Genomic DNA, 25058 nt, shown 5'->3' with positions numbered 1-25058 from the left:
AAATGGCAATTCGCAAGTACAAGCCGACGACCCCGGGTCGTCGCGGTTCGAGCGTCTCCGATTTCGCCGAGATCACTCGTTCGACTCCGGAGAAGTCGCTGATCCGCCCGCTGCACAGCACGGGTGGACGTAACGCGCACGGCCGCATCACCACTCGTCACAAGGGTGGCGGCCACAAGCGCGCCTACCGGCTGATCGACTTCCGTCGCCACGACAAGGACGGCGTCAACGCCAAGGTCGCGCACATCGAATACGACCCCAACCGCACCGCGAACATCGCGCTGCTGCACTACCTGGACGGCGAGAAGCGCTACATCATCGCGCCGCAGGGTCTGAAGCAGGGCGACGTCATCGAGCAGGGGCCGAACGCCGATATCAAGCCGGGCAACAACCTGCCGCTGCGCAACATCCCGGCCGGTACCGTCATCCACGCCGTGGAACTGCGTCCCGGCGGCGGCGCCAAGCTCGCCCGCTCCGCCGGCGTCAGCATCCAGCTGCTCGGTAAGGAAGGCGCCTACGCCTCGCTGCGTATGCCTTCCGGTGAGATCCGCCGCGTCGACGTGCGCTGCCGCGCCACCGTCGGCGAGGTCGGCAACGCCGAGCAGGCCAACATCAACTGGGGCAAGGCCGGCCGTATGCGCTGGAAGGGCAAGCGCCCCACCGTCCGTGGTGTCGTGATGAACCCGGTCGACCACCCGCACGGTGGTGGTGAGGGTAAGACCTCCGGCGGTCGCCACCCGGTGAGCCCGTGGGGCAAGCCCGAGGGCCGCACCCGCAAGCCGAACAAGGCGAGCGACAAGCTCATCGTCCGTCGCCGGCGCACCGGCAAGAAGCGCTAGGAGTAAATAGCGATGCCACGCAGCCTCAAGAAGGGCCCGTTCGTCGACGACCATCTGCTCAAGAAGGTCGACAACCAGAACGAGAAGAACAGCAAGCAGGTCATCAAGACCTGGTCGCGCCGGTCCACCATCATCCCGGACTTCATCGGTCACACCTTCGCCGTCCACGACGGCCGCAAGCATGTGCCGGTGTTCGTCACCGAGTCGATGGTCGGGCACAAGCTGGGCGAGTTCGCCCCCACCCGCACGTTCAAGGGTCACATCAAGGATGACCGGAAGGCGAAGCGCCGGTAATGACTACTGCAATTGAGTATCCGTCCGCGAAGGCGGTCGCCCGGTTCGCGCCGTTCTCGCCGACCAAGGCACGCCGGGTCATCGACCTGGTCCGCGGCAAGTCCGTGGCCGAGGCGCTCGACATCCTGCGGTGGGCACCGCAGGACGCCAGCACCACCGTCGCCAAGGTGATCGCCAGTGCCGCGGCCAACGCGCAGAACAACGACGGCCTGGATCCGTCGACCCTCGTGGTCGCGACCATCTACGCCGACGGTGGCCCGACCGCCAAGCGCATCCGTCCGCGTGCCCAGGGGCGTGCGTTCCGGATCCGCAAGCGCACCAGCCACATCACGGTCATCGTGGAGAGCCGTCCTGCCAAGAAGCAGGGCGCCGCGGCGTCGAACACCCGCTCACGTCGCGCGCAGGGCAGCAAGGCCGCGGCGGCCAAGTCCGAGACGAAGGGAGGCTCGGAGTAGTGGGCCAGAAGATCAACCCGCACGGCTTCCGGCTCGGTATCACCACCGACTGGAAGTCCCGCTGGTACGCCGACAAGCAGTACGCGGACTACGTCAAGGAAGACGTCGCCATCCGTCGCCTGCTGGCCACCGGCCTGGAGCGTGCCGGCATCGCCGACGTGGAGATCGAACGGACCCGTGACCGGGTCCGCGTCGACATCCACACCGCGCGTCCGGGCATCGTCATCGGTCGCCGTGGCACCGAGGCCGACCGCATCCGCTCCGACCTGGAGAAGTTGACCGGCAAGCAGGTCCAGCTGAACATCCTCGAGGTCAAGCAGCCCGAGGCCGTCGCCCAGCTGGTGGCCCAGGGCGTCGCCGAGCAGCTGAGCAACCGTGTGGCGTTCCGCCGCGCGATGCGCAAGGCCATCCAGTCGGCGATGCGTCAGCCCAACGTCAAGGGCATCCGGGTGCAGTGCTCGGGCCGCCTCGGCGGTGCGGAGATGAGCCGCTCGGAGTTCTACCGCGAAGGTCGGGTGCCGCTGCACACGCTGCGTGCCGACATCGACTACGGCCTCTACGAGGCGAAGACCACCTTCGGCCGCATCGGCGTGAAGGTCTGGATCTACAAGGGCGACATCGTCGGTGGCAAGCGCGAGCTCGCCGCCGCCGCGCCGGCCGCAGACCGTCCGCGTCGTGACCGTCCGTCGGGCACCCGTCCGCGCCGCAGTGGCGCCTCGGGCACCACGGCGACGAGCACCGAGGCCGGCCGGGCCGCCACCGATGACACCGCGGGAACCCCGGCAGCAGCCGAGGCACCCGCAGAAACCACGGAGAGCTAGTCATGCTGATTCCCCGCAGGGTCAAGCACCGCAAGCAGCACCACCCGAAGCAGCGCGGCACCGCCAGCGGCGGTACCTCGGTGAGCTTCGGTGACTACGGCATCCAGGCTCTGGAGCACGCCTACATCACCAACCGGCAGATCGAGTCTGCTCGTATCGCCATCAACCGGCACATCAAGCGTGGCGGCAAGGTGTGGATCAACATCTTCCCGGACCGTCCGCTGACCAAGAAGCCCGCCGAGACCCGCATGGGTTCGGGTAAGGGTTCGCCGGAGTGGTGGGTGGCCAACGTCAAGCCCGGCCGCGTGCTGTTCGAGCTGAGCTACCCCGACGAGAAGATCGCCCGGGACGCGCTGACCCGCGCGATCCACAAGCTGCCGATCAAGGCACGCATCGTGACCCGAGAGGAGCAGTTCTGATGGCAGTGGGAGTTTCGCCTGGCGAACTGCGTGAGCTCACCGAGGAAGAGCTCACCACTCGCCTGCGCGAGTCGAAGGAAGAGCTGTTCAACCTGCGCTTCCAGATGGCCACCGGCCAGCTGACCAACAACCGTCGGCTGCGTGTGGTGCGCCAGGAGATCGCACGGGTCTACACCGTGTTGCGTGAACGTGAACTGGGTCTGGCTTCCGGACCTGTTGGTGAGGATTCTTAAGACATGGCAGAGACCAAGAAAGAGGCCGGCGCCAAGCACACGCCGGCCACCGAGAAGCCGCGTGGCCGTCGCAAGACCGCCATCGGCTACGTGGTGAGCGACAAGATGGAGAAGACCATCGTGGTCGAACTCGAGTCGCGTAAGAGCCACCCGCTCTACGGCAAGATCATCCGCACCACCTCCAAGGTGAAGGCGCACGACGAGAACGGCGACGCCGGTATCGGCGACCGCGTCTCGCTGATGGAGACCCGTCCGATGTCGGCCACCAAGCGCTGGCGTCTGGTCGAGGTGCTGGAGAAGGCCAAGTAACGTCGAACAAAGTTGCTGAGCCACGGTTTCAGCAAATCGACACACGGACCCCCGGCCGCGAAAGCGGTTCCGGGGGTTCGTGCGTTTGATCACGATTGACGTTGCGAAGTCAACGTTCGGGGTTTGCTGCCCGCGTCGGTGGCCTACCATCGCGGTCATGCCGGTGGGGACGCAGCGGCCCGTGCGTACGGTTCGGGTGCGATGACGACGACCCCCTCGGCCACCAAGGCCCCGTCCAAGCTATCCGCCGCGCTGGCGTGGTACCTGGAGATCAATCCGATCTATCGAGTGGTCATCAGATGGGTGCTGATCGCCGGTCTCACGCTGTTCGCCTTCTGGGACACGTTCGCCAGCCTGGTGCACACCACCCGCGAGGGTGGCATCGGCGGTTATGTCTGGACCGTCCCGATCGTCGCCACGCTGGTGGCCTTCGGTGTGGCGCGGCGCAAGCGCACCGAGTTGCCCATCCATGATCGCCAGACCGACTTCATCGTCGGCGCCATAGGTCTGGGCATGGCCCTGCTCATCCAGGCCGCACTGCTGGACCGGTACGCGCTGTACTTCCACATCCTGCGACTGGACCTGGTGGCCTGCTGGTTGTTCGTCGTCAGCAGTTCGGTCATGCTCTTCGGGCTACGCCCCGTCATCAGATTCGCCTGGGTGTGGCTGCTGCTGACGATGGTCTTCTCGCTGCCCTACTACCTGGTGGTGGTGCTGCTCGGTGGCGGGAAGTTCGCGGCCGGCGCAGCGACGCTGTTGATCCCGGCGATCGGCACCGGTATCGCAGTGGGGCGCACCTATCGCCGGGGGTTCTACGGATCGCTCGCAACGTGGGCGGTCGGCTTCGCGGTGCTGATCGCCATCGCCCAACTGTTCCCGAACGCGCCGATGCTGGTGTATCAACAGGTGCCGGCCATATCGGCACTCTGCCTGGTCGGTATCACGATGTACCTGCTGACACGTCGCGGGCTTCCCAAGCGCATCCTGGATCGCAAAGTGGAACCCCTTGCTGCCAAGCAAGTCTGGTCCTCGGTTCCGCTGGTGGTGGTCGCCGCCATCGCCTTGTCACTGTGTCCGTTGCCCACCGAGACCACCACCGCCCCGATAAGTCGACCCGCCCCAGCCGATCTGGTCCAGGGCCGGCCGCTGCTTGCCCCGATCGGCTGGACCGTCATCGAACAACGCGAGTATCCCCAGGCACGCCGACTGTACGGCGACGGTGCCGTGCTGGTGCGCCAGTACATGCTCGCCGACTCGGGGAATCCGGCGTGGGACAAACTGTCCCGGCCGCGCACCGTCGTGGTCGACAGCCTCGTCAGCAAGCGTCCGTTCTCGTTCGGTACCTATCCCGCTCGCGTGTTCTACGGACTGACGAGTGCCAGGATCAGCGGTCAGTACGACATCGACCTCGACATGGGCGTACACGGCAGGCTGATATCGGTCGTCGACGACAGCCTGCTGGTCACCTGGAATTCCGTCCAGTTCGCCTGGGGTGATTCCACACTCGCGCAGCGCGTGTCGATCTTCGCCGTCGACAACCACGAGGCCACCGCACCGTTCCCGGCACCGTCGACCAGTGTGGTATCCAATATCCGCACATTGATCACGTTGTTGTTCCGCGGGAATGCCGTACTGTCCGAACGCGCGCCGGTCTTCAAGGACGAGGATCTGCTGCGTACCTTCAGTCGTGGCCTCGTCGCGGCGCAGTTCCGCTGAAATTGCAACAGGTTTCAGTGTCCGTCATGTGGCCGCAGCGCGAAAGCTCACATAACGATTTCGGTGAACCCGACTGTGCGGCCGGTGCGCCGCATAGGCTTCGACAGGTGACTGCACGCATGATTCCGCTGCTTGCTGCCGTGTTGGTCGTCGGGGGGACTGCACTGCCCGGTGTCGCATCGGCCGAACCCGAACCCGAACCCGATACCTCACTGGCGAATTCGCCATCCCTGAGCCTGCGCGTGCTCGGCGGCGAACCGACCATCGCGCTGTACGGCATCGAAGGCGTTCAAACGGTATCGATCCCGGTGCAGACGGGTCTGCTGCCCACCGAACTGGACGCCACCGCGTTGTTACCGGTCAACGCACTCGGCGGCACCATCGAGGTCAGTCAGGACGACCGCGTCATCGCCCGGGTACCGCTGCCCCCAGACGGTGGCCGCTTTGCCATCCCGTTGGCCGGTGCACGTGTCGTCGACAATGCCGTGACGGTCTTGCTGAGAAGCTATCTGACGTTGCCCGACGGTTATTGCGTGTTCGACGGCAACAACCCGTTGCGGCTCACCGATACCGAGGTGAGGTACGGCGGACTGGAATTGCCGCCGTCGACCGTCGCCGATTTCCTGCCGCCGGTCTTGCGCAAGTTGACGTTGTTCGTACCGCAGGAACCCTCCCAGGCGGAGGCGGACGCGGCCGTGCGGCTGGCGACGGCGACGGTGGCGCGGTACGGCACCCAGCGCACCGAGGTCGAGGTCGTCGAGAACGACGATCAGACCGTGCCGCCACCGCAGCCGCTGGAACGCCAGATCATCGTGCGCGAGGGCGGTGCGGTCGGTCTGTCGCTACAGGGGCCCAACTCGGTGCCGGCGCTGGTGATTTCCGGTGGCGCCGGCGACCTGACCAACCAGACCAGACTGCTGACCAGTGAGCTGTCCAGGTTGGCGGTCCAGTCCGCGGCGGTGGTCGGTCCGCTGTCCTCGGCACCGCAGCTGCCCAGCGACCGCACCACCATCCGCCAGCTCGGTCAGCCCGGGGTCAACGCGACCGCGCTGGTGAACCCGCGGGTCACCATCCCGCTGGACCAGACCCGATTCGGACGTTCCGTGCACGGTGTGCGGGTGCACCTGCAGGGTTCCTACACACCGCTGCCGGCGACCATCGCCGGCCAGGTCGTGGTGAGCGTGGGCGGCGAGGTGCTGGATCGCTGGGCCACCGAGCCCAGCGGCAGCATCGACCGGTGGATCGACGTGCCCGACCGGCTGCTGGAGCGCTACACCAACCTCGACGTGGCGGTGAACGCGGCGGGCAACACCGGACGGTGCGGTGAGTTCCAGCCCATCACCTTGACGATCGACGGTGAGAGTCCGGTGGAGAGCACATTGGCCGACCCGCCCTCGCCGCTGGGCTTCCAGTCACTGCCGCAGGCGCTGATGCCGCGCATCGAGGTGGGCATGGGCGACGGGGGCACGACCACCTTCGCCGACCTGCGTCGCGCCGTGCAGATCGTGGCCGGTCTGCAGCGGCTCAGCGGGCGCCCGTTCGAGACCGCGGTGGTGCCCGTCGCCGACGCCATCGGATCGATGAATCCCGCGATCGTCATCAGCGCCGACGGTTGGACCGACGAATCTGTGCAACTGCCCGTCGCGGTGAACTCCGATGGTGTCATCACCGTTGAGAACGTCGACGGCTCAGGCGTTTCCACCACACTCGCACTCGATCCGGCCATCGGGTTCGGATCACTGCAGACCTTCTATTCCGGTGGTCGCACCCTACTGGTCGCCACCTCGACCGACACCCCGGGCGAACTCGACCGGCTGCTGCAGTGGCTGGACGCCGACCTGACCCGGTGGTCGGGTCTGCGCGGTAACGCGCTGATAGCGGTGCCGGGCCGTGATGTCATCCAGCTGACCACACCGGAAGCCGAGCAGCTCGCCGAGGCGTCCGGCGCTGACCGCACAATGCTGTACGTAGCGATCGGCGGTGCTGCGCTGGTGCTCGTGATCGTCGGCGCCGCGGTCATGGCACGGCGCGGTCGCGGGTCCCGCGGCATTGCGGACGACTAGGCAGCTGTCATGAAGTTGCGGGCCATCTTCGATGCGCACACCGTCACCGAAGAAGAGCGCGAGTACGCGCTCAACATGGCGATCAACGGCCTGCGCGACGACGATCCCATGGCCTCGGCGTCGAAACCCTTGGTGGGCTGGCAGAAACCGGTGCTGCTGGGGCTGCTGGCCGTGGTGATCGCGCTGGCCGCCTGGCGGCCGATGCAGACCGCGGTGCTGTTGATCGGGGTGTGTACGGCGGCGTATCTGCTGACCCTGGCCGACCGGGTGCTGATCTTCCGTCGCGGTCTGGCGTCGCGACCCATCACCATCCCCGACGATGTGGCGCGTGCGATACCCGATGCCGATCTGCCGCGCTACACGATCCTGGTGCCCGCCTACAACGAACCCGAGGTGGTCGCCGACCTGATCGGCGCGATGGACGCCCTGGAGTATCCGCGCGACAAGCTGCAGGTACTGCTGCTGCTGGAGGCCGATGATCAGGTCACCATCGACGCCGCCGAGAAGTGCGGCGAATCCGATGTCATCACCATCCTGCTGGTGCCACCGGCCGAACCGCGGACCAAACCCAAGGCCTGCAATTACGGTCTGCACTTTGCCACCGGCGATATCGTCACCATCTTCGACGCCGAGGACCTGCCCGAACCGCTGCAGCTGCGCAGGGTCGTCGCGGCGTTCCGCGATCTGCCCGACGACGTGGCATGCGTGCAGGCGAAACTGGTGTACCACAACGGACATCAGAATCTGCTCACCGGCTGGTTCACCGCCGAGTACGGGTTGTGGTTCGGATTCCTGCTGCCCGGCATGATGGTCAGCACCTCACCGATCCCGCTGGGCGGCACCTCCAATCACCTGCGCCGCGACATGTTGATCGATATCGGGGCATGGGATCCGTTCAATGTCACCGAGGATGCCGACCTCGGCCTGCGTATCGCGGCGCATGGCCTACACACCGCGGTCATCGATTCCTACACGCTGGAGGAGGCCAACAGCGATCCGATCAACTGGGTGCGGCAGCGATCCCGTTGGTACAAGGGCTATCTGCAGACCTGGCTGGTGCACATCAGGCGCCCGTTCAAGCTGTACCGGACGCTGGGCACGCGCAGCTTCATCCGATTCACCCTGGTACTGGCCGGCACCCCGATCATCGCGGTGCTCAACCTGCTGTTCTGGTTCATCACCGTGCTGTGGTTCCTCGGCCAGCCCGCCGTGGTGGGCAGCATCTTCCCGCCCTACATCTACTTCCCGGCCCTCATCGCGATGATCATCGGCAACTTCACCGTCATGTACATGAACATGATCGCCCTGCGTGAGGACGACCGCGCCGATCTGCTGCATGCCGCGCTGAGTGTGCCGCTGTTCTGGCTGATGATGAGCATTGCCGCGGCCAAGGGTTGCTATCAGATGATCCGGCAGCCGTCGTTCTGGGAGAAGACATTCCACGGTCTGGCCGAGAAGCCGGACGAGAAGACCGCACACGAGCAGGCGGTCGGGACGTCATGACGAATCGTCGACTCAAGTTCGTCATCTTCTTCGGCACGCTGACGATCTACCTGGCCGTCGGGTGGTGGTTGCAGATCCGACACGGATACATCATGGGCGACACCCTGTCTCGGGTCGCGTCCACCCAGGCGGTGCTGTTCAGCCGCGACCCGCACCTGGCGGCCATCGGCTTCATCTTCACCCCCGTCGCGGCGATGGTGCAGATCCCCGCCATCCTGTTCAGCGATATCTGGACCGACCTCGCGACCCGCGCGTTCTCCGGAACCCTGATGTCCAGTCTGTTCATGGCCGGCGCGGCGGTGCAGATCTTCAGCATGGGCGCCGATCGCGGATTGCCGCGGGCCTACTCGCTGACGATCACCGGGCTGTTCGCGCTCAATCCGATGATCGTGTTCTACGGCTCCAACGGGATGAGCGAGGCGCCGTTCATCTTCTTCATGACCTGGGCGGTGCGCCGACTCATCATGTGGATGGTCGACGACGACATCCACCATTTGGTGACGGCCGGCGGCGTCGCGATGGGGCTGGCCTACCTGACCCGCTATGACGCACTGGCCTGCATCGGCGCCGCCGGTCTGGTTGTGGGCGTCACCACATATCTGCGGGCGCGCACGCCACCGCGGTTGCGCCGCACGGTGATGGACATGCTGATCGTCAGCGGGCCCGGCATGGCGGCATTCCTGGGTTGGGCCGCCGCCGGCTGGCTGATCACCGGTGAGGCATTCGCCCAGTTCACCTCCCAGTACGGCAATGCCGCGATCCTGGAACAGTCCGGCCAGACCGCACCGACCTTCGCCGGCGGTCTGGGGTTCGCCGCGGTGTGCGTCATGCTGCTGGCGCCGACCCTGCTGCCGCTGGCCCTGTGGGCGGTGATGCAGCGGTGGGGACGGCCGAACTGGCAGATGCTCTTCGTGCCGGCCGCGATGTACGGTGCGGTACTTGCCTTTCAGGCCGCAAGCTACGCGCAGGGCTCGACCTTCCCGTTCCTGAGGTTCTTCATCATCGCGATCCCGATGGCGGCGACGCTGGCGTTGCTGGGCGTTCCCGACGGCGTGCTGGCACCGGCGAAACGGCGCGGTCGGTTCGCCCCACCGGCCGCCGCGCCTGCCGCCGTCGACACCAGGCGCCGTTCACCGGCCACCTATGTGGCGGTCGCCGCGACCCTGGCGGTCGGCATCCCGGTCACCGTGATCGGCATGGGACAGTCGGACTACGCGACACAGGAGTACGGGCTCGGTGCGGTGCTGCGGCCCGACCCGTACAACGTCACCGAACACAAGGCCATCGAGCATCGCATCGCGCGAACCTTCGGCACCGAACGGCGCATCGCCGAATACCTGGATACGTTGGATCTGCCCGACAGCTCGGTGATCACCGACACCGTCTACGGTTTCGGCGTGCTGGCCGCGGCCGAGCGGCCGAAGATGTTCGTGATCCCGTCCGATCCGGACTTCACCGAGTTGCTCAACGATCCGACCGCCAACGGTATCGAGTATCTGCTGGCGGTGCCGCCGATCGGCCGGGGTACTTCGGACGCACTCAACCTGCGCTATCCGACGCTGTACGAGACCGGTGCCGAGGTGGCCACCCTGGCCTTGGAGATTCCCAATGATGGCGACGGACAACCGGATTGGCGGTTGTACCGGGTGAACGAGCCGACCGGAAGCTGAATACCCGGCATCGGCGCGGGGTGCGGATGTACTCTCCGGGCGATGCCGAACCCAGGAGGGGCCGATGACCGCTGAGTTCCGGCGCACGATCGCGCAATGAGGACTTCCGCGAGGGCGGCCCTGTTGGTCGCGGTGTGCCTGGCCGTCGCCGTGTCGGCCGGCTGCAGCCGATCCAGTGACGGCACGCCCGTCGCCGTCGCCCCGGGCACAGACTCCGGGCATCCCGATTCCGGTGTCCTCCCGACGACCGGCAGCCCGATCCCGGCGGACACGGTCACCTGCGAGGCCGACCGTCGCCCGCCGGTGGCGATGGTGGCCAAGGTGGACGACCCGATGGCTCCCGCGGTCACCGTGGCGGTCCTGGACGGGTGGTCGATGCAGGGCGGATCGGGGGATGTCGGCGCGCAACTCAACGGGCCGGACGGGATGTCGGCGACGGTACGCATCATGGCCACCACGCTGGATCCGCAGGCGGCTTTCGCCGATCACGCCGACCGGCTGACCGAGAGTGCGGCGGTTTACAGTTCGCTGGTCGCGCTGCCGGCCCCGATGTGCGGCTACAGCGGTCAGAAACTGCTCGGCGGACTCTCGGGCACCTCCGAGGGCGACATCCAGTTCGTCGAAAGGGTCCTGCACATCCCGACCGAAGATCGCGACTACCTGGTCGCGGTGCACACCGAGGCGCCCGCGCAGACAGCGGGATTCGACGCGGTCGCAACGCAGGTGACCGATATCGTCGAGGTAGGGATTCCGTGACCGACCTCGTCGAGCTGCCCGGCGCCTCCTTCACGATGGGGTCCACGCGTTTCTATCCCGAGGAGGCCCCGGCCCGCACCGCGACGGTCGCGCCCTTCGCCATCGAGCGCCACCCCGTCACCAATGCTCAGTACGCCGCCTTCGTCGCCGATACCGGCTACCTCACCGTCGCCGAGCGCCCGATGGACCCGGCGCTGTATCCCGGTGTGGCACCGGCGGATCTGTCACCCGGAGCGATGGTGTTCCGGCCGACTGCCGGTCCCGTCGACCTGCGTGACTGGCGGCAGTGGTGGGATTGGGCGCCGGGCGCGAGCTGGCGGCACCCGCACGGTCCGGGCAGTGAGTGCGTCGACGACCATCCGGTCGTGCAGGTCGCCTATGCCGACGCACTGGCCTATGCGGGCTGGGCCGGCCGTCGGCTGCCGACCGAGACGGAGTGGGAGTACGCCGCCGGGGCGGGCGCCGAGACGACGTACGCCTGGGGAGACGATCCGGCACCGGCGGGGGAGTTGATGGCCAACACCTGGCAGGGCCGCTTCCCCTACCGCAACGATGGTGCGGCCGGCTGGGTCGGCACCTCACCGGTCGGCACGTTCCCGGCCAACTCGTTCGGGCTGGTCGACATGATCGGCAATGTCTGGGAGTGGACCAGCAGTGAGTTCACCGGCCGCGTGGCCCATCCGTGCTGTCTGCCCGCCGACGACCCGAGCATCAGCCAGGCCCTCAAGGGTGGATCGCATCTGTGCGCGCCGGAGTACTGCCACCGGTACCGGCCCGCGGCGCGGTCGCCGCAGTCCCGGGACACCGCGACCACCCATATCGGATTCCGCTGCGCCGCTGACCTGTGATTTCGGTGAGGATTCCGGCGCGTGCCGCACGGATCCTCACCGAAATCGCAAAGGGATGGGCAGCGATTTGGTGCATAGCACGTGCTCACCTAGTATGTAGGGGTTGCCTCGGGCAGACCTCGGCTGTTCTTCAGCCCTGCGTGCCCTCTGGTGACAAAGACCGCGCACGTCAGGTCGGTATCTGCCGTGCACACAAAACCAGGTCAGGAGATCGAGTGATTCAGCAGGAATCGCGGCTGAAGGTCGCCGACAACACGGGTGCCAAGGAGATCTTGTGCATCCGGGTTCTCGGTGGCTCGTCGCGGCGCTATGCCGGTATCGGCGACATCATCGTGGCGACCGTCAAGGACGCCATCCCGGGCGGCAACGTCAAGCGTGGCGATGTCGTCAAGGCCGTCGTGGTGCGCACCGTCAAGGAACGCCGTCGCGCCGACGGCAGCTACATCAAGTTCGACGAGAACGCCGCCGTCATCATCAAGAACGACAACGACCCCCGCGGCACCCGCATCTTCGGGCCCGTCGGTCGTGAACTGCGCGAGAAGCGCTTCATGAAGATCGTCTCGCTGGCCCCGGAGGTTTTGTAATGAAGGTGCACAAGGGCGACACCGTGCTCGTCATCTCCGGCAAGGACAAGGGCGCCAAGGGCAAGGTCCTGGAGGCCTACCCGACGCGTGAGCGCGTCCTGGTCGAGGGCGTCAACCGCATCAAGAAGCACACCGCTGAGTCGCGCAACGAGCGCGGCGCCTCCTCGGGCGGCATCGTCACCCAGGAAGCCCCCATCCACGTCTCCAACGTGATGGTCGTCGACTCCGACGGCAACCCGACCCGCATCGGCTACCGCGTCGACGAGGAGTCCGGCAAGAAGGTTCGCGTCTCCAAGCGCAACGGCAAGGACATCTGAGAATGACCACTGTAGAAAACACCGCCAAGGTGCAGCCGCGGCTGAAGCAGCGTTACCGCGAGGAAATCAAGGACGCGCTCAACAAAGAGTTCAACTACGACAACGTGATGCAGATCCCGGGTGTCGTGAAGGTCGTCGTGAACATGGGTGTCGGTGACGCCGCCCGCGACGCCAAGCTGATCAACGGCGCGGTCAACGACCTGGCCCTGATCACCGGACAGAAGCCCGAAATCCGCAAGGCGCGCAAGTCCATCGCCCAGTTCAAGCTGCGCGAGGGCATGCCGATCGGTGCGCGGGTCACCCTGCGCGGCGACCGGATGTGGGAGTTCCTCGACCGTCTCGTGTCGATCGCCCTCCCGCGTATCCGCGACTTCCGTGGCCTGAGCCCCAAGCAGTTCGACGGCAGCGGCAACTACACCTTCGGCCTGTCCGAGCAGTCGGTGTTCCACGAGATCGACGTGGACTCCATCGATCGGCCCCGCGGCATGGACATCACCGTCGTCACCTCGGCGACGAACGACGACGAGGGACGGGTGCTGCTGCGGGCCCTCGGCTTCCCGTTCAAGGAGAACTGAGAATGGCAAAGAAGGCTCTGGTCAACAAGGCCAACAAGAAGCCGAAGTTCGCGGTGCGCGCCTACACCCGGTGCAACCGCTGCGGCCGGCCGCACGCGGTGTTCCGCAAGTTCGGCCTGTGCCGAATCTGCCTGCGCGAGATGGCGCACGCGGGCGAACTGCCCGGTGTGCAGAAGTCCAGCTGGTAACCAGCATTCATTACTGATTAACACGGCAGGCCCCCCAAGGCTTTTGGACAGGGAACCGCCGCGAGGAAGGTGAACCGGCTGTCATGACGATGACCGATCCCATCGCAGACTTCTTGACGCGTCTGCGTAACGCCAATTCGGCGTATCACGACGAGGTGACGCTGCCCCACTCGAAGATCAAGGCGAACATCGCCGAGATCCTCAAGACCGAGGGCTACATCTCGGATTACCGCACCGAGGATGCCCGCGTGGGCAAGTCCCTCGTGGTGCAGCTGAAGTACGGCCCCAGCCGCGAGCGCAGCATCGCCGGCCTGCGCCGGGTCAGCAAGCCCGGCCTGCGGGTCTACGCAAAATCCACCAATCTGCCGCGGGTGCTCGGCGGCCTGGGCGTGGCGATCATCTCCACGTCCTCAGGTCTGCTCACCGACCGCCAGGCAGCTCGATCGGGCGTGGGCGGCGAAGTCCTCGCTTACGTCTGGTAGGGGGGACGAGAACATGTCGCGTATTGGAAAGCAGCCGGTCCCGGTTCCCGCCGGGGTCGACGTCACCATCAACGGCCAGAACGTCTCGGTGAAGGGCCCCAAGGGCACCCTGACCCTCGACATCGCCGAGCCGATCCAGGTGTCGCGCAACGACGATGGCGCCATCGTGGTGGCCCGTCCGGACGACGAGCGGCGCAGCCGTTCGCTGCACGGTCTGTCGCGGACCCTGGTTGCCAACCTGGTCACCGGTGTCACCGAGGGTTACACCACCAAGATGGAGATCTTCGGCGTCGGTTACCGCGTCGCGCTCAAGGGTTCCAATCTGGAGTTCGCGCTGGGCTACAGCCACCCGGTCCTCATCGAGGCTCCCGAGGGCATCACGTTCGCGGTCGAGACCCCCACCAAGTTCTCGATCACGGGCATCGACAAGCAGAAGGTCGGCCAGATCGCCGCGGTCATCCGCCGCCTGCGCCGCCCCGACCCCTACAAGGGCAAGGGCGTGCGGTACGAGGGTGAGCAGATCCGCCGCAAGGTCGGAAAGACAGGTAAGTAACCCATGGCTACCACGAAGACTGACGCCGCCACCCGTAAGCCGGTGGGGCAGAACATCTCCGAGACCCGTCGGAACGCTCGCCTGCGCCGTCACGCGCGGCTGCGCAAGAAGGTCGAAGGCACTGCCGAGACCCCGCGCCTGATGGTCAACCGTTCGTCGCGGCACATCCACGTGCAGCTCATCGACGACCTCGCCGGCGTCACCGTCGCCGCAGCGTCGTCCATCGAGGCCGATGTGCGTGCCGTCGACGGTGACAAGAAGGCCCAGAGCGTGCGCGTCGGTCAGCTGATCGCCGAGCGCGCCAAGGCTGCCGGCATCGAGACGGTGGTGTTCGACCGCGGTGGGTACACCTACGGCGGACGGATCGCCGCGCTGGCCGATGCCGCGCGCGAGGGCGGGCTGAAATTCTGATGACTGTTAACGAGAGGACTGCATGATGGCCGAGCAGGCTGGCGCCGCTTCGGCGCAGGACAATCGCGGTGGCCGCGGAGATCGTGACGGCCGGGGCCGTCGCGACGACCGCGGTGGTCGTGGTCGCGGCGACGACCGCGGCGAGAAGAGCAACTACATCGAGCGCGTCGTCACCATCAACCGCGTCTCCAAGGTGGTCAAGGGTGGTCGGCGCTTCAGCTTCACCGCGCTGGTCATCGTCGGCGACGGCAACGGCATGGTCGGTGTCGGCTACGGCAAGGCCAAGGAAGTTCCGGCCGCCATCGCCAAGGGCGTCGAGGAGGCCCGCAAGGGCTTCTTCCGGGTGCCGCTGATCGGCGGGACCATCGTCCACCCGGTGCAGGGTGAGGCGGCGGCCGGTGTCGTGATGCTGCGTCCGGCCAGCCCCGGTACCGGTGTGATCGCCGGTGGCGCGGCCCGTGCCGTACTGGAATGCGCTGGGGTGCACGACATCCTGGCCAAGTCGCTGGGCAGCGACAACGCGATCAACGTGGTGCACGCCACCGTTGCCGCGCTGAAGCAGATCCAGCGTCCCGAAGAGGTGGCGGCCCGTCGCGGTCTGTCCATCGAGGACGTGGCCCCGGCCGGCATGCTGAAGGCACGCCGCGAGGCCGAAGCCGTGGCCGTCGCTGCGGCTCGTGAAGGAAGCGCATAGTCATGGCAGAGCTCAAGATCACCCAGGTGCGCGGAACCATCGGCGCACGCTGGAAGCAGCGCGAGAGCCTGCGGACCCTGGGGCTGCGGAAGATCCGTCAGTCCGTGGTCCGTGAGGACAACGCCCAGACCCGAGGTCTGATCAAGACCGTGCACCACCTCGTCACGGTCGAGGAGGTCCAGTAATCATGAGTGTCATCAAGCTGCACGACCTGAAGCCGGCGCCGGGCGAGAAGACCGCCAAGACGCGCGTCGGCCGCGGTGAAGGCTCCAAGGGCAAGACCGCCGGTCGCGGTACCAAGGGCACCAAGGCCCGCAAGAACGTCCCGTCGACGTTCGAGGGTGGCCAGATGCCGATCCACATGCGGCTGCCGAAGCTCAAGGGCTTCCGCAACCGCTTCCGGGTCGCCTATGAGGTGGTCAACGTCGGCGAGATCGCCAAGGCCTTCCCCGAGGGCGGCACCATCGGTGTCGACGAGCTGGTCGCCAAGGGCCTGGTTCGCAAGAACAGCCTGGTCAAGGTGCTCGGCGACGGCAAGCTGACCGTCAAGGTCGATGTCACCGCCAACAAGTTCAGCGGCAGCGCCCGCGAGGCCATCACCGCCGCCGGCGGATCGGCCACCGAGCTGTAGCAAGTTCTGCTCGCGAGCAGACACAAAGTGCCCCTTTTCCCCGTGAAAAGGGGCACTTTTGCGTCTGCTCACCGTGGAATCGTGGGCCGGTAGGCTCGAAACATGTTCGGTTTGCTGCCCAACCTGCCCAGCCTGCCCGGTCCCGATGAGGTGCGCGATCTGATCCGCAAGGTCGACACCGCGCGCCACAGCGGTGTGCCCCGTGGTGTGGTGCTCGAACTCGACCTGCAGATCGCCCCGCCGGAGACCGTCGGCTTCGACCCGCTGATGCTGATCAATCTGGGCGGCAAGCCGTTGACGCTGCGGCAGGCCGTCGCCGCCGTCCACCGCGCGGCCGAGGACGATCGGGTGGCGGGCCTGATCGGGCGCGTCCAGGTCCCCGCGGCACCGCCCGGACCGATCCAGGAATTGCGGGACGCGATAGCGGCTTTCGGGACGGCCAAGCCGACGCTGGCCTGGGCCGAGACCTATCCGGGCACGCTGTCCTACTATCTGGCCTCGGCATTCCGGGAAGTGTGGATGCAGCCCTCGGGCACCGTGGGGCTGGTCGGATTCGCCACCAGCGCACTGTTTCTGCGCAATGCGCTCGGAAAGGCCGGTATCGAGGCGCAGTTCGTGGCCCGTGGTGAATACAAGTCCGCGGCAAACCTTTTCACCCAGGACAGCTACACCGATGCCCACCGCGAGGCGGACACCGCACTGATCGAGAGCCTGCAGCGTCAGGTGCGCGACGCCGTGGCCACCGCTCGCAGCTTGGACCCGGCCACCGTCGACGCGCTCGCCGACCGCGCCCCGCTGCTGCGTGACGACGCCGTGGACGCGGGCCTGGTGGACCGCATCGGTTTCCGGGACGAGGCGTACGCCCGCATCAGCGAACTGGCCGGCGCCGCGCCCACCGCCGACGGCCCGGACGCCGCACCCCGGCTGTACCTGTCGCGGTATGCCCGCGCCACCGCCGCCAAGCCCGGCCCGCCGATTCCGGGCCGCAAGAAGCCGACCATCGCCGTGGTCACCTTGCACGGTCCGATCGTCAGTGGCCGCGGCGGACCGCAGATGCTGCCGTTCGGCAACTCCAGTGCCGGAGGTGACACCATCGCCGCCGCGCTGCGCGAGGCCGCCGCCGACGACGAGGTGTCGGCGATCGTACTGCGGGTGGACAGTCCGGGCGGCTCGGTGGTCGGTTCGGAGACGATCTGGCGTGAGGTGGTGCGCGCCCGAGACGCCGGCAAGCCCGTGGTGGCGTCCATGGGTTCGGTCGCGGCCTCCGGCGGCTACTACGTGTCCATGGCGGCCGACGAGATCGTCGCCAACGCCGGGACCATCACCGGATCGATCGGCGTGGTGACCGGCAAGCTGATCTCGCGCGAGCTGAAGGACAAACTGGGGATCGGCTCGGATGCGGTGCGCACCAACACCAATGCCGACGCCTGGTCCGCCGATGCGCCGTTCACCCCGCAGCAGCACGCCCAGGTCGAGGCCGAGGCCGACCTGTTCTATGCGGACTTCATCGAGCGGGTTGCCGTCGGGCGCAAGATGACCGTCGAAGCCGTCGACGCGGTGGCCCGCGGCCGGGTCTGGACCGGCGCCGACGCGTTGGAGCGCGGCCTGGTCGACACCCTGGGCGGACTGTGGACCGCGATCAACCGGGCCAAGGCGCTCGCCGGACTCGACGAGGACGCGCAGGTGCGGGTGCTCAGCTATCCGGGTTCCTCGATGCTGGACATGTTGCGGCCCAAAGCCTCTTCCCAGCCCGCGGCGGCATCGGTGCCGCAGGCGGTGGCTTCGCTGCTCGGACAGTCCGTCGTCGGCGTCATCGACCAGGCCGAGCGGGCGCTGACCGGAGTCAACGCGATGTGGCTGGGGGACCACCGGTTCTGAATCCGGCCTACTGCGCCGACACCGATGACCTGTGGGTCTATCGTTGTCCCGGCAGGGACAGGCCGAGCGAAAGGCGGGCTGAGTGAGCAGTTCGCCGGTGACGTTGGCCATCGTCAACGACTACGAACTCATCGTTGCGGGGCTGGCTGCGCTGCTGGAGGCCTACCGGGACCGGGTGCGCATCGTCGAACTCGATTCCAGGACACCGGTGCGGGCACCCGTCGATGTCGTCATCTGGGACACCTTCGCCGCAGCTCAGGGCGACCGTACCGATGTCAGCGACCTGGTCCGCCAGGACAACATCGGTCGGGTGGCGGTGTATTCGTGGAACATCGATCAGCTGTTGATCGACCGCTCACTGGCCGGCGGCATCCACGGTTACCTGGCCAAGTCGCTGCCGGTGCACCGGCTGGTCGACTGCTTGGAGCGCATCCACGCCGGTGAGACCGTCGTCGAGCGCGGTGACGGGTCGATGTCGATGCCGATGGCCTGGCCCGGCCAGGAAGCGGGTCTGTCCGCGCGGGAGGCCGAGGTGCTGGCGCTGATCACCCAGGGCCGGACGAACAACGAGATCGCCGAACGCTGCTACCTGTCCATCAACACCGTCAAATCCATCGTCCGATCGACCTACCGGAAGCTCGGGGTGACACGGCGTTCGCAGGCCGTCGCATGGGGTATGGCGCACGACTTCAGCCCCGACGTCGCACGGTTACACCCTTAGGGGTGTAGTGCGGCGCCGCCCGGCACGGTTGACTCTTGGTGGTGGGGAGGCTGATCGAGGACGTCATCGCGCGTGCGCGCACGACCGATGATGCGACGTGGCTGCTGGCTCCGGGCTGGGACGGTGTACCGAAATTGGACCTGCCCGCCCTCCTTCGACGTTGTCCGCGCGTCGTCGCGGTGGTGGCCCGCCCCGGGGACGAAATGGCCGCGCTGGGAGCGACTCTGGCCGACCTGGCGGCCCTCGGCACCACCATCACCGTCGTCCTCGCCGCAGACCGCGCGGCAGCCGATCGTGACGCGATCACGGGTGCGACAACGGCGCTCGGTGAACATGTTTCGGCGCTCTGGTGCGATCTGCCCGACGATGCGCCCGAACAGGCCCGCAACGATATCGGTACCTATCTGTCGCAGATCGTCGACGCGCGCACCGCGGTGTTCTCGCCCGCCGAGTGCGACGGCGGGCCCGAGCACGCGGTCGTCGCACTCGCCGCGCAAGAGGCCGTGCGCCGCGCATCGGCGGTCCTGTTGGAGTATCCGATCATGCTGTGGCAGTGTGCGACTCCATCCGATGTGGACTGGTCGCGGCTGCGAACACTGTCGCCATCGCTCGCCGGACTACAAGCCAGGGCGCGCGCGATACAACGTCATGCGCTGCCGCTCCGGACATTCGAGACGGTGCTGATCCCGACGGCGGCGGATCTGGCCGCCCGGGTTCGCGATGCGATCATCGCCGATGACCGTCGCGGGCAGGTCGCCGGACAGTTCGATGCCCTGCTCGGTGACATCGACGACCCGTGGCGGCTGGACGACTTCGTCTACGACCGGCGACGGGTGGCCTTGGTGCTGGCGTGTCTGGGCCGCGAACGCTATCACCGGATCCTGGAAATCGGCTGCGGCACCGGTCAGCTCGCCGAGGAGCTGACCGGCCGGGCCGATCAGGTGGTCGCCCTCGATGCCAGCCCGCGCGCTCTCGAGATCGCACGGCGCCGGACCGATGCGGTGGGATGGGTGCAGGGTGTGGCACCGGCGGAGCTACCCGATGAGACCTTCGACGCGATCATCCTGTCCGAGGTCGGATATCACCTCGACGGCCCGGACCTGACCGCCACGCTGCGCTTCGCGCGCAGGCACCTGAGCGCGCACGGCGAGGTCGTGCTGGCCCATCGGCGCGAACTGACGAGCACGACCCCACTGGACGGCAGCGCGGTTCACGAGCAGGCCGCAGCAGTCCTCGACCTGCCGCTGCGTGCCCGCTACGAGGATGCCGACATCGTCGTCGAGGCCTGGGGCGAGCCGATCTCGGTCCACCGCGAGTACCGAGGCACGTCATGATGCGCATCGCCGTCATCGGTCCGTCCCGCAAGCCGGTCGCCGAACCCTATGCCGGAGGGCAGGAGCGGTTCACCGGCCTGCTGGCCCGCGGTTTGCGCAAGCGCGGCCATCATGTCGAGTTGTGGGCACGGCCCGGCAGCGATCCGATGCTGGCCGACCGCCTGCATGCCATGGTCGAGGCACCCGCGCTCTCGACGATCGCCTCGGCCGATCCGAACCTGCCGGAACCGGATTTCCTCAGCGATCAGGTCGCCTATCTGGCGGTGATACGTGACCTGTTGTGCCGCAACGATATCGATATCGTGCTCAATCAGAGTCTGCACCAGCTCCCGCTGGCACTGAGCGCAGCGCTGCGGGTGCCGCTGGTGACGACGCTGCACACCCCGCCGTTCCCGTGGATGGAGGTCGGCGCAGCGCTGGCCGGCCCGGCCTGCCACCTGGTGGCCGTCAGCGCGGCCCTGCGCAAGCAGTGGGAGACGTTGAGCAGAATCCATGTGATCCACAACGGAATCGACGCCGGCCGCTTCCCCGTCGGGCGCGGCGGTGACGATCTGGCATGGGTCGGTCGACTCACCCCGGACAAGGGTGCCGATATCGCCGTGCACGCGGCGCGCAAAGCCGGTCGGCGGCTGCGGCTGGCCGGACCGATCAGCGACGCCGAGTGGTATGCCGCGGTGATCGAACCGCTGCTGGGACCCGATGTCGAATACGTCGGCGCGCTGGGTGATTCCGCCCTGGCGGGACTGTACGGCGACAGCATGGCGACATTGGTGACACCGCGCTGGGAGGAACCGTTCTGCCTGGTGGCCGCGGAATCGCAGATGTGCGGCACTCCCGTGGTGGGGTTGCGGCGCGGCGGGTTGCCCGAGGTCGTCGCCCGGCCCGGAGGGGTACTGGTCACCCCGGGTGTGGACGAGATCGAAAAACTGGCACTGGCGGTCGAGACCGTCGAGGGTGCCGACCGGTGCGCCGTCGGGGCGGCAGCACGCGCTCGGTTGAGCAGCAAGCACATGCTGGACGGTTACGAGCAATTGCTCTACGCCGCACGACGATCGAACGGACTGGAGGAATCGATGATGCAGAGCATGCGCAGGGGGGCCGGGAGTGCACATGGCTAGCGACGTGCAGTGCACCATCGAGGAACACCGGATCGGCGACGTCGTGGTGGTGGCGGTCTCGGGCACGGTCGATTCGCTGACCGCCCCGCAACTGGAAACCGCGATCGCGGCCGCCGCGGCGGCCGCACCGGCCGCGGTGGTGGTCGATCTGGGCGCGGTGGACTTCCTGTCCTCGGCGGGGATGGGGGTGCTGGTCGCGGCGCATGCCGACATCACGCCGGAGACCCGGTTCGCCGTCGTCGCCGACGGCCCGGCCACCGCTCGTCCGCTGAAGCTGGTCGGTATCGCCGACCTGGTGGGTCTGTTCGCCAACCTCGACGAGGCGGTCGATGCCGTTTCCGGCGGGCAGGTTTAGACCGCAGCGACATCGGGCACGCCCCTGTAGGCGCGGTTTGCTGCGCCCTGCGCGACAGGTAGTACGGCCAGTCTGGGAACAGGAGCGAGTTAGTGGCAACCGCAGAGGGCGAGTCCGGAACCGTCAGGCGAGGAAATCCGGAGGCCCCGCCACACGTCGTGAGACGAGCGGTTGCCGCGTCATCGATCGGCAACGCGACCGAGTGGTTCGACTACGGCATCTACGCCTACGGCGTGACCTACATTTCGGCGGCGATATTCCCCGGTGATACCGGAAGCGCAACACTGCTTGCCCTGATGACTTTCGCAGTGTCCTTCCTGGTCCGGCCACTCGGCGGTCTGGTCTGGGGACCGCTGGGTGACCGCATCGGACGCAAAAGGGTGCTGGCATTGACGATCCTGCTGATGGCGGGTGCGACCCTGGGCGTGGGGCTGGTGCCGTCGTACGCCGCGATCGGTATGTGGGCTCCGGTACTGCTGGTGGCGCTGCGCATGATCCAGGGCTTCTCCACCGGCGGTGAGTACGGTGGCGCAGCCACGTTCATGGCGGAGTACGCACCGTCGCGCCGGCGCGGATTCTTCGGCAGTTTCTTGGAGTTCGGGACGCTGGCCGGGTTCTCGCTCGGTGCAATCCTGATGCTCAGTTGTTCGCTGGTTCTGAACGATACCCAGATGGAGTCCTGGGGTTGGCGACTGCCGTTCTTGGTCGCTGCACCGCTCGGTCTGGTCGGGGTTTATCTGCGCTCTCGGCTGGAGGAAACCCCGGTGTTCCAGGAACTCGACGAGTCCGCCGAGACCGAGGACGAAACCTCGACCCAGTTCAAGCACCTGGTGACGCAGTACTGGCGCCCGATCGTGCGCCTGGGCGGGCTGGTGGTGGCCCTGAACGTCGTCAACTACACGCTGCTGAGCTACATGCCGACGTATCTGGAGGGCACGATCGGGCTGACCTCCAACCACGCGCTCATCGTGCCCATCATCGGCATGCTCGCCATGATGGTCTTCCTGCCGCTGGCGGGCATGCTCTCGGATCGGTTCGGCCGTAAGCCCCTGTGGTGGTTCTCCGTGACCGGTTTGTTCGTCGCCGGCGTGCCGATGTTCCTTTTGATGGGCACCGGGATGGCCGGGGCCATCATCGGTTTCGCGGTATTGGGCCTGTTGTATGTGCCGCAGTTGGCCACGATTTCGGCGACGTTCCCGGCGATGTTCCCCACCCAGGTGCGGTTCGCCGGCTTTGCCATCGCCTACAACGTGTCCACATCGCTGTTCGGCGGTACCGCGCCGGCACTGAACGAGTGGCTGATCGGCGAGACCGGTAACGGCCTGGTCCCCGCCTTCTACATGATGCTGGCGTGCGTCATCGGAGCCGTCGCCCTGATCGGCATGCCGGAGACCGCCCGGTGCCCGATCGGCGGCACCGAAACGCCCGGCACCGCCGATGCGCCGCCGCCGCTGGAGTACGCGGTCAGCTCAAGCGGCCGCTGATGTAGACGATCTCACCGAGCACATCGCGATCGCCGAACTCGGGGGCGGCCAGTCCGTACCGCGTGAACAGGTCGGTACGCGGCACACCGGTCATCTGCCAACCCTTCGCGCCGAGATAGTCCGCGGCGGAGGTGCGTTCGCCGTGATAGATCAGCGATGGCATGTCCATCTCCAGCCCCAACTTCTGGAAGGTCTCGGCGGCGGCGCGGACCTTCTCCGGATCGAAATCCTTCATCCCCGGGACGAATTCGGTGGCGACGGTGCTGCCGGGCGCGCTCAGGGCGTGGATGTTGTCGAACAGCCGGTCCTGGGCCTCCTGCGGCAGATAGATCAGCAAGCCCTCGGCGCACCACGCCGTCGGCTGATCCGGATCGAGTCCGGCCGCACGCATGGCCGCCGGCCAGTCGTCGCGCAGATCGACCGGCACGGTGCGTCGCTGGGCCGTCGGTTCGGCGCCGAGATCGGCCAGGGTGCGGGTCTTGAACTCGATCACCTCGGGCTGGTCCACCTCGTAGACCACGGTGCCGTCGATCCACGGCAGCCGATAGGCGCGCGCGTCCAGACCGGCGGCCAGGATGACCGCCTGCCGAACACCCTGCTCACCCGATGCCACGAAGTAGTCGTCGAAGAACTTCGTCCGCACCGCCATCTCGTCGATGTTCGACTTGACCTCGGCGGCTCCCTCGGGAGCCATCTCGGCGATCGCCGCCAGATCCAGGGTGCCGTCGACCATCATGCTGAAGGCCGGGATGCCGACGGCCCGCACCAGCGGCGCGGCGAAGGGATCGTCGATCAATGCGTTCTCGTCGCGGCTCGCGATGGCCCGTCCGGCGGCCACCATGGTCGCCGTAGCACCCACGCTGGAGGCCAGATCCCAGCTGTCGCCCTCAGTTCGCGCCATGTGCGTTCTCCAGTGTCGCGCTCAGATAGCCGGAATCACCGACCATGGCCGTCAAGTGGTCATCGGGCCGCTCGAAACCCTCGGCGGCGTATGCCTGCGCGTTGGACAGGATGCTGATCTGCCAGCCCGCTGAGGACAGATGATCGGCGGCGGGGGTACGCGGGCCGTTGTAGAACAGCGCGTTGAGGTCGATATCGCTGCCGTACCGGCGTCCGCGTTCGGTCAGTTCCTTGGCCCAGTCGCCGGTCAGCGCCCGGGTGTCCATGTGTTCGGTGGCCAGCATGCTGCCGGCCGCACTGAGCGCGGTGATGTTGTCGAGCAGGCGGTCCTGCGCCTCGGGTGGTAGATAGATCAGCAGTCCCTCGGCGATCCACGCCGTCGGCGCCGACGGGTCGAAGCCCGCCTCCCGCAGCGCGGTCGGCCAATCGTCGCGCAGATCGATACCGATGGCGCGCCGGTCGACGGACAGGTCGGCGCCGGAGTCGGCGAGCACCCGCGACTTGAAATCGATGACGGCCGGCTGGTCGATCTCGAACACGACCGTGCCGTCGGCCCACCCGAGCCGATAGGCGCGGGTGTCCAACCCCGAGGCCAGGATGACGGCCTGCCGGACGCCGTCGGCCGTCGCGCGCTCGAAGAACCGGTCGAAGAACCGGGTGCGCACGGCGATGTGCTCGCGCATCTGCTGGGCGCCGAACAGTGGGTCGGTCTCGTCGCCGAGTTCACCGCGTGCGACCCGGATGAAATGGGGCAGGCCGACGGCCTCGACCAGGGTGGCCGCGTAGGGATCGTCGATCAGCGGCTGCGGACCCAGGCTGGCCAGCGCCCGGGAGGCGGCCACCGATGTGGCGGTGGCACCGACGCTGCTGGCCAGATCCCAGGTGTCACCTTCGGTGCGTGCCATCG

At 67.1% G+C, this 25058-nt stretch carries 30 protein-coding genes and 1 pseudogene; 29 read left to right on the top strand and 2 right to left on the bottom strand.

Annotated elements, in window-relative coordinates; all coding sequences use genetic code 11:
- Window positions 1-2 precede the first annotated feature (2 nt).
- The 29 genes and pseudogenes from rplB to ACWDUN_RS17475 all read left to right on the top strand — a co-directional run bounded on the left by rplB (window position 3) and on the right by ACWDUN_RS17475 (window position 23251).
- Window positions 3-839 carry a 50S ribosomal protein L2 gene (gene rplB / locus ACWDUN_RS17615; protein WP_449930831.1) on the top strand — a complete coding sequence of 279 codons (837 nt, stop codon included), beginning with the start codon at window positions 3-5 and terminating at the stop codon, window positions 837-839.
- Between the two features lie 12 nt (window positions 840-851).
- Window positions 852-1133, top strand: a complete 282-nt coding sequence (gene rpsS, locus ACWDUN_RS17610) for a 30S ribosomal protein S19 (RefSeq protein ID WP_449930830.1) — start codon at window positions 852-854, stop codon at window positions 1131-1133.
- A pseudogene (rplV, locus tag ACWDUN_RS17605) lies at window positions 1133-1570 on the top strand (50S ribosomal protein L22); the annotation flags it as partial. The gene rpsS and the pseudogene rplV, both read left to right, overlap by 1 nt.
- Before the next feature lie 17 nt (window positions 1571-1587).
- Window positions 1588-2409 (top strand): 30S ribosomal protein S3, encoded by an 822-nt coding sequence (gene rpsC, locus ACWDUN_RS17600; protein ID WP_449930828.1) that lies wholly within the window; start codon window positions 1588-1590, stop codon window positions 2407-2409.
- A 2-nt stretch (window positions 2410-2411) separates the two neighbouring features.
- A complete protein-coding gene (rplP, locus tag ACWDUN_RS17595; RefSeq protein ID WP_019514051.1) occupies window positions 2412-2828 on the top strand; it encodes a 50S ribosomal protein L16 in 417 nt (138 codons plus the stop codon).
- On the top strand, window positions 2828-3061 hold the full coding sequence (rpmC, locus tag ACWDUN_RS17590) for a 50S ribosomal protein L29 (protein ID WP_023985334.1): 234 nt from the start codon (window positions 2828-2830) through the stop codon (window positions 3059-3061). Before rplP ends, rpmC begins: the two co-directional genes overlap by 1 nt.
- A 3-nt stretch (window positions 3062-3064) precedes the next feature.
- Window positions 3065-3370, top strand: a complete 306-nt coding sequence (rpsQ, locus tag ACWDUN_RS17585; protein WP_449930825.1) for a 30S ribosomal protein S17 — start codon at window positions 3065-3067, stop codon at window positions 3368-3370.
- 201 nt (window positions 3371-3571) lie between these two features.
- The gene (locus tag ACWDUN_RS17580) at window positions 3572-5086 is read left to right on the top strand and encodes a hypothetical protein (protein ID WP_449930823.1); all 1515 of its coding nucleotides are present in this window, start codon (window positions 3572-3574) and stop codon (window positions 5084-5086) included.
- Window positions 5087-5193: 107 nt separating this feature from the next.
- Window positions 5194-7149 (top strand): hypothetical protein, encoded by a 1956-nt coding sequence (locus ACWDUN_RS17575; RefSeq protein ID WP_449930821.1) that lies wholly within the window; start codon window positions 5194-5196, stop codon window positions 7147-7149.
- Window positions 7150-7158: 9 nt separating this feature from the next.
- Complete coding sequence (locus tag ACWDUN_RS17570) at window positions 7159-8652, top strand: glycosyltransferase (RefSeq protein WP_449930819.1); 1494 nt, start codon at window positions 7159-7161, stop codon at window positions 8650-8652.
- Window positions 8649-10322 (top strand): ArnT family glycosyltransferase, encoded by a 1674-nt coding sequence (locus ACWDUN_RS17565; protein WP_449930817.1) that lies wholly within the window; start codon window positions 8649-8651, stop codon window positions 10320-10322. The genes ACWDUN_RS17570 and ACWDUN_RS17565 overlap by 4 nt, the downstream gene beginning before the upstream one ends.
- A 96-nt stretch (window positions 10323-10418) precedes the next feature.
- Window positions 10419-11078 (top strand): hypothetical protein, encoded by a 660-nt coding sequence (locus ACWDUN_RS17560; RefSeq protein WP_449930815.1) that lies wholly within the window; start codon window positions 10419-10421, stop codon window positions 11076-11078.
- A 35-nt stretch (window positions 11079-11113) separates the two neighbouring features.
- Complete coding sequence (locus ACWDUN_RS17555) at window positions 11114-11926, top strand: formylglycine-generating enzyme family protein (RefSeq protein WP_449931145.1); 813 nt, start codon at window positions 11114-11116, stop codon at window positions 11924-11926.
- 215 nt (window positions 11927-12141) lie between these two features.
- Window positions 12142-12510 carry a 50S ribosomal protein L14 gene (gene rplN / locus ACWDUN_RS17550; RefSeq protein ID WP_024453885.1) on the top strand — a complete coding sequence of 123 codons (369 nt, stop codon included), beginning with the start codon at window positions 12142-12144 and terminating at the stop codon, window positions 12508-12510.
- On the top strand, window positions 12510-12827 hold the full coding sequence (rplX, locus tag ACWDUN_RS17545) for a 50S ribosomal protein L24 (RefSeq protein ID WP_449930812.1): 318 nt from the start codon (window positions 12510-12512) through the stop codon (window positions 12825-12827). Before rplN ends, rplX begins: the two co-directional genes overlap by 1 nt.
- 2 nt (window positions 12828-12829) lie before the next feature.
- Window positions 12830-13402, top strand: a complete 573-nt coding sequence (rplE, locus tag ACWDUN_RS17540) for a 50S ribosomal protein L5 (protein ID WP_449930810.1) — start codon at window positions 12830-12832, stop codon at window positions 13400-13402.
- A gap of 2 nt (window positions 13403-13404) precedes the next feature.
- Window positions 13405-13590: a type Z 30S ribosomal protein S14 gene (locus ACWDUN_RS17535; RefSeq protein ID WP_019510998.1), complete on the top strand. Its 186-nt coding sequence runs from the start codon at window positions 13405-13407 to the stop codon at window positions 13588-13590.
- Between the two features lie 83 nt (window positions 13591-13673).
- Complete coding sequence (gene rpsH, locus ACWDUN_RS17530) at window positions 13674-14072, top strand: 30S ribosomal protein S8 (protein WP_449930807.1); 399 nt, start codon at window positions 13674-13676, stop codon at window positions 14070-14072.
- Between the two features lie 13 nt (window positions 14073-14085).
- The gene (rplF, locus tag ACWDUN_RS17525; RefSeq protein ID WP_449930805.1) at window positions 14086-14625 is read left to right on the top strand and encodes a 50S ribosomal protein L6; all 540 of its coding nucleotides are present in this window, start codon (window positions 14086-14088) and stop codon (window positions 14623-14625) included.
- 3 nt (window positions 14626-14628) lie between these two features.
- Window positions 14629-15036, top strand: coding sequence for a 50S ribosomal protein L18 (gene rplR / locus ACWDUN_RS17520; protein ID WP_449930803.1), 408 nt, complete (start codon window positions 14629-14631; stop codon window positions 15034-15036).
- Between the two features lie 25 nt (window positions 15037-15061).
- Window positions 15062-15730, top strand: a complete 669-nt coding sequence (gene rpsE, locus ACWDUN_RS17515) for a 30S ribosomal protein S5 (RefSeq protein WP_449930801.1) — start codon at window positions 15062-15064, stop codon at window positions 15728-15730.
- Window positions 15731-15732: 2 nt separating this feature from the next.
- A complete protein-coding gene (gene rpmD / locus ACWDUN_RS17510) occupies window positions 15733-15915 on the top strand; it encodes a 50S ribosomal protein L30 (protein WP_449930799.1) in 183 nt (60 codons plus the stop codon).
- A gap of 2 nt (window positions 15916-15917) precedes the next feature.
- Window positions 15918-16361 carry a 50S ribosomal protein L15 gene (gene rplO, locus ACWDUN_RS17505; protein WP_449930797.1) on the top strand — a complete coding sequence of 148 codons (444 nt, stop codon included), beginning with the start codon at window positions 15918-15920 and terminating at the stop codon, window positions 16359-16361.
- A gap of 102 nt (window positions 16362-16463) precedes the next feature.
- A complete protein-coding gene (gene sppA, locus ACWDUN_RS17500; RefSeq protein ID WP_449930795.1) occupies window positions 16464-18239 on the top strand; it encodes a signal peptide peptidase SppA in 1776 nt (591 codons plus the stop codon).
- Between the two features lie 82 nt (window positions 18240-18321).
- Entirely contained in the window at window positions 18322-18960 is a 639-nt protein-coding gene (locus tag ACWDUN_RS17495) for a helix-turn-helix transcriptional regulator (RefSeq protein WP_449930793.1), read from the top strand.
- A gap of 41 nt (window positions 18961-19001) precedes the next feature.
- A complete protein-coding gene (locus ACWDUN_RS17490; RefSeq protein WP_449930792.1) occupies window positions 19002-20294 on the top strand; it encodes a methyltransferase domain-containing protein in 1293 nt (430 codons plus the stop codon).
- Window positions 20291-21412: a glycosyltransferase gene (locus ACWDUN_RS17485; RefSeq protein WP_449930790.1), complete on the top strand. Its 1122-nt coding sequence runs from the start codon at window positions 20291-20293 to the stop codon at window positions 21410-21412. The genes ACWDUN_RS17490 and ACWDUN_RS17485 overlap by 4 nt, the downstream gene beginning before the upstream one ends.
- Window positions 21405-21767 carry an STAS domain-containing protein gene (locus ACWDUN_RS17480; protein WP_449930788.1) on the top strand — a complete coding sequence of 121 codons (363 nt, stop codon included), beginning with the start codon at window positions 21405-21407 and terminating at the stop codon, window positions 21765-21767. The genes ACWDUN_RS17485 and ACWDUN_RS17480 overlap by 8 nt, the downstream gene beginning before the upstream one ends.
- Window positions 21768-21859: 92 nt before the next feature.
- Complete coding sequence (locus ACWDUN_RS17475) at window positions 21860-23251, top strand: MFS transporter (RefSeq protein WP_449930786.1); 1392 nt, start codon at window positions 21860-21862, stop codon at window positions 23249-23251.
- Here ACWDUN_RS17475 and ACWDUN_RS17470 read toward each other — a convergent pair.
- The gene (locus ACWDUN_RS17470; RefSeq protein WP_449930784.1) at window positions 23232-24152 is read right to left on the bottom strand and encodes a class I SAM-dependent methyltransferase; all 921 of its coding nucleotides are present in this window, start codon (window positions 24150-24152) and stop codon (window positions 23232-23234) included. The genes ACWDUN_RS17475 and ACWDUN_RS17470 overlap by 20 nt on opposite strands.
- Entirely contained in the window at window positions 24139-25056 is a 918-nt protein-coding gene (locus ACWDUN_RS17465) for a class I SAM-dependent methyltransferase (RefSeq protein ID WP_449930782.1), read from the bottom strand. The genes ACWDUN_RS17470 and ACWDUN_RS17465 overlap by 14 nt, the downstream gene beginning before the upstream one ends.
- Between the last annotated feature and the right edge of the window lie 2 nt (window positions 25057-25058).

It is taken from the genome of Mycobacterium sp. NPDC003323 (genome assembly GCF_053589535.1).
Note: the sequence above shows the minus strand (reverse complement) of the source record. Positions and strands in the feature narration are given on the sequence as shown.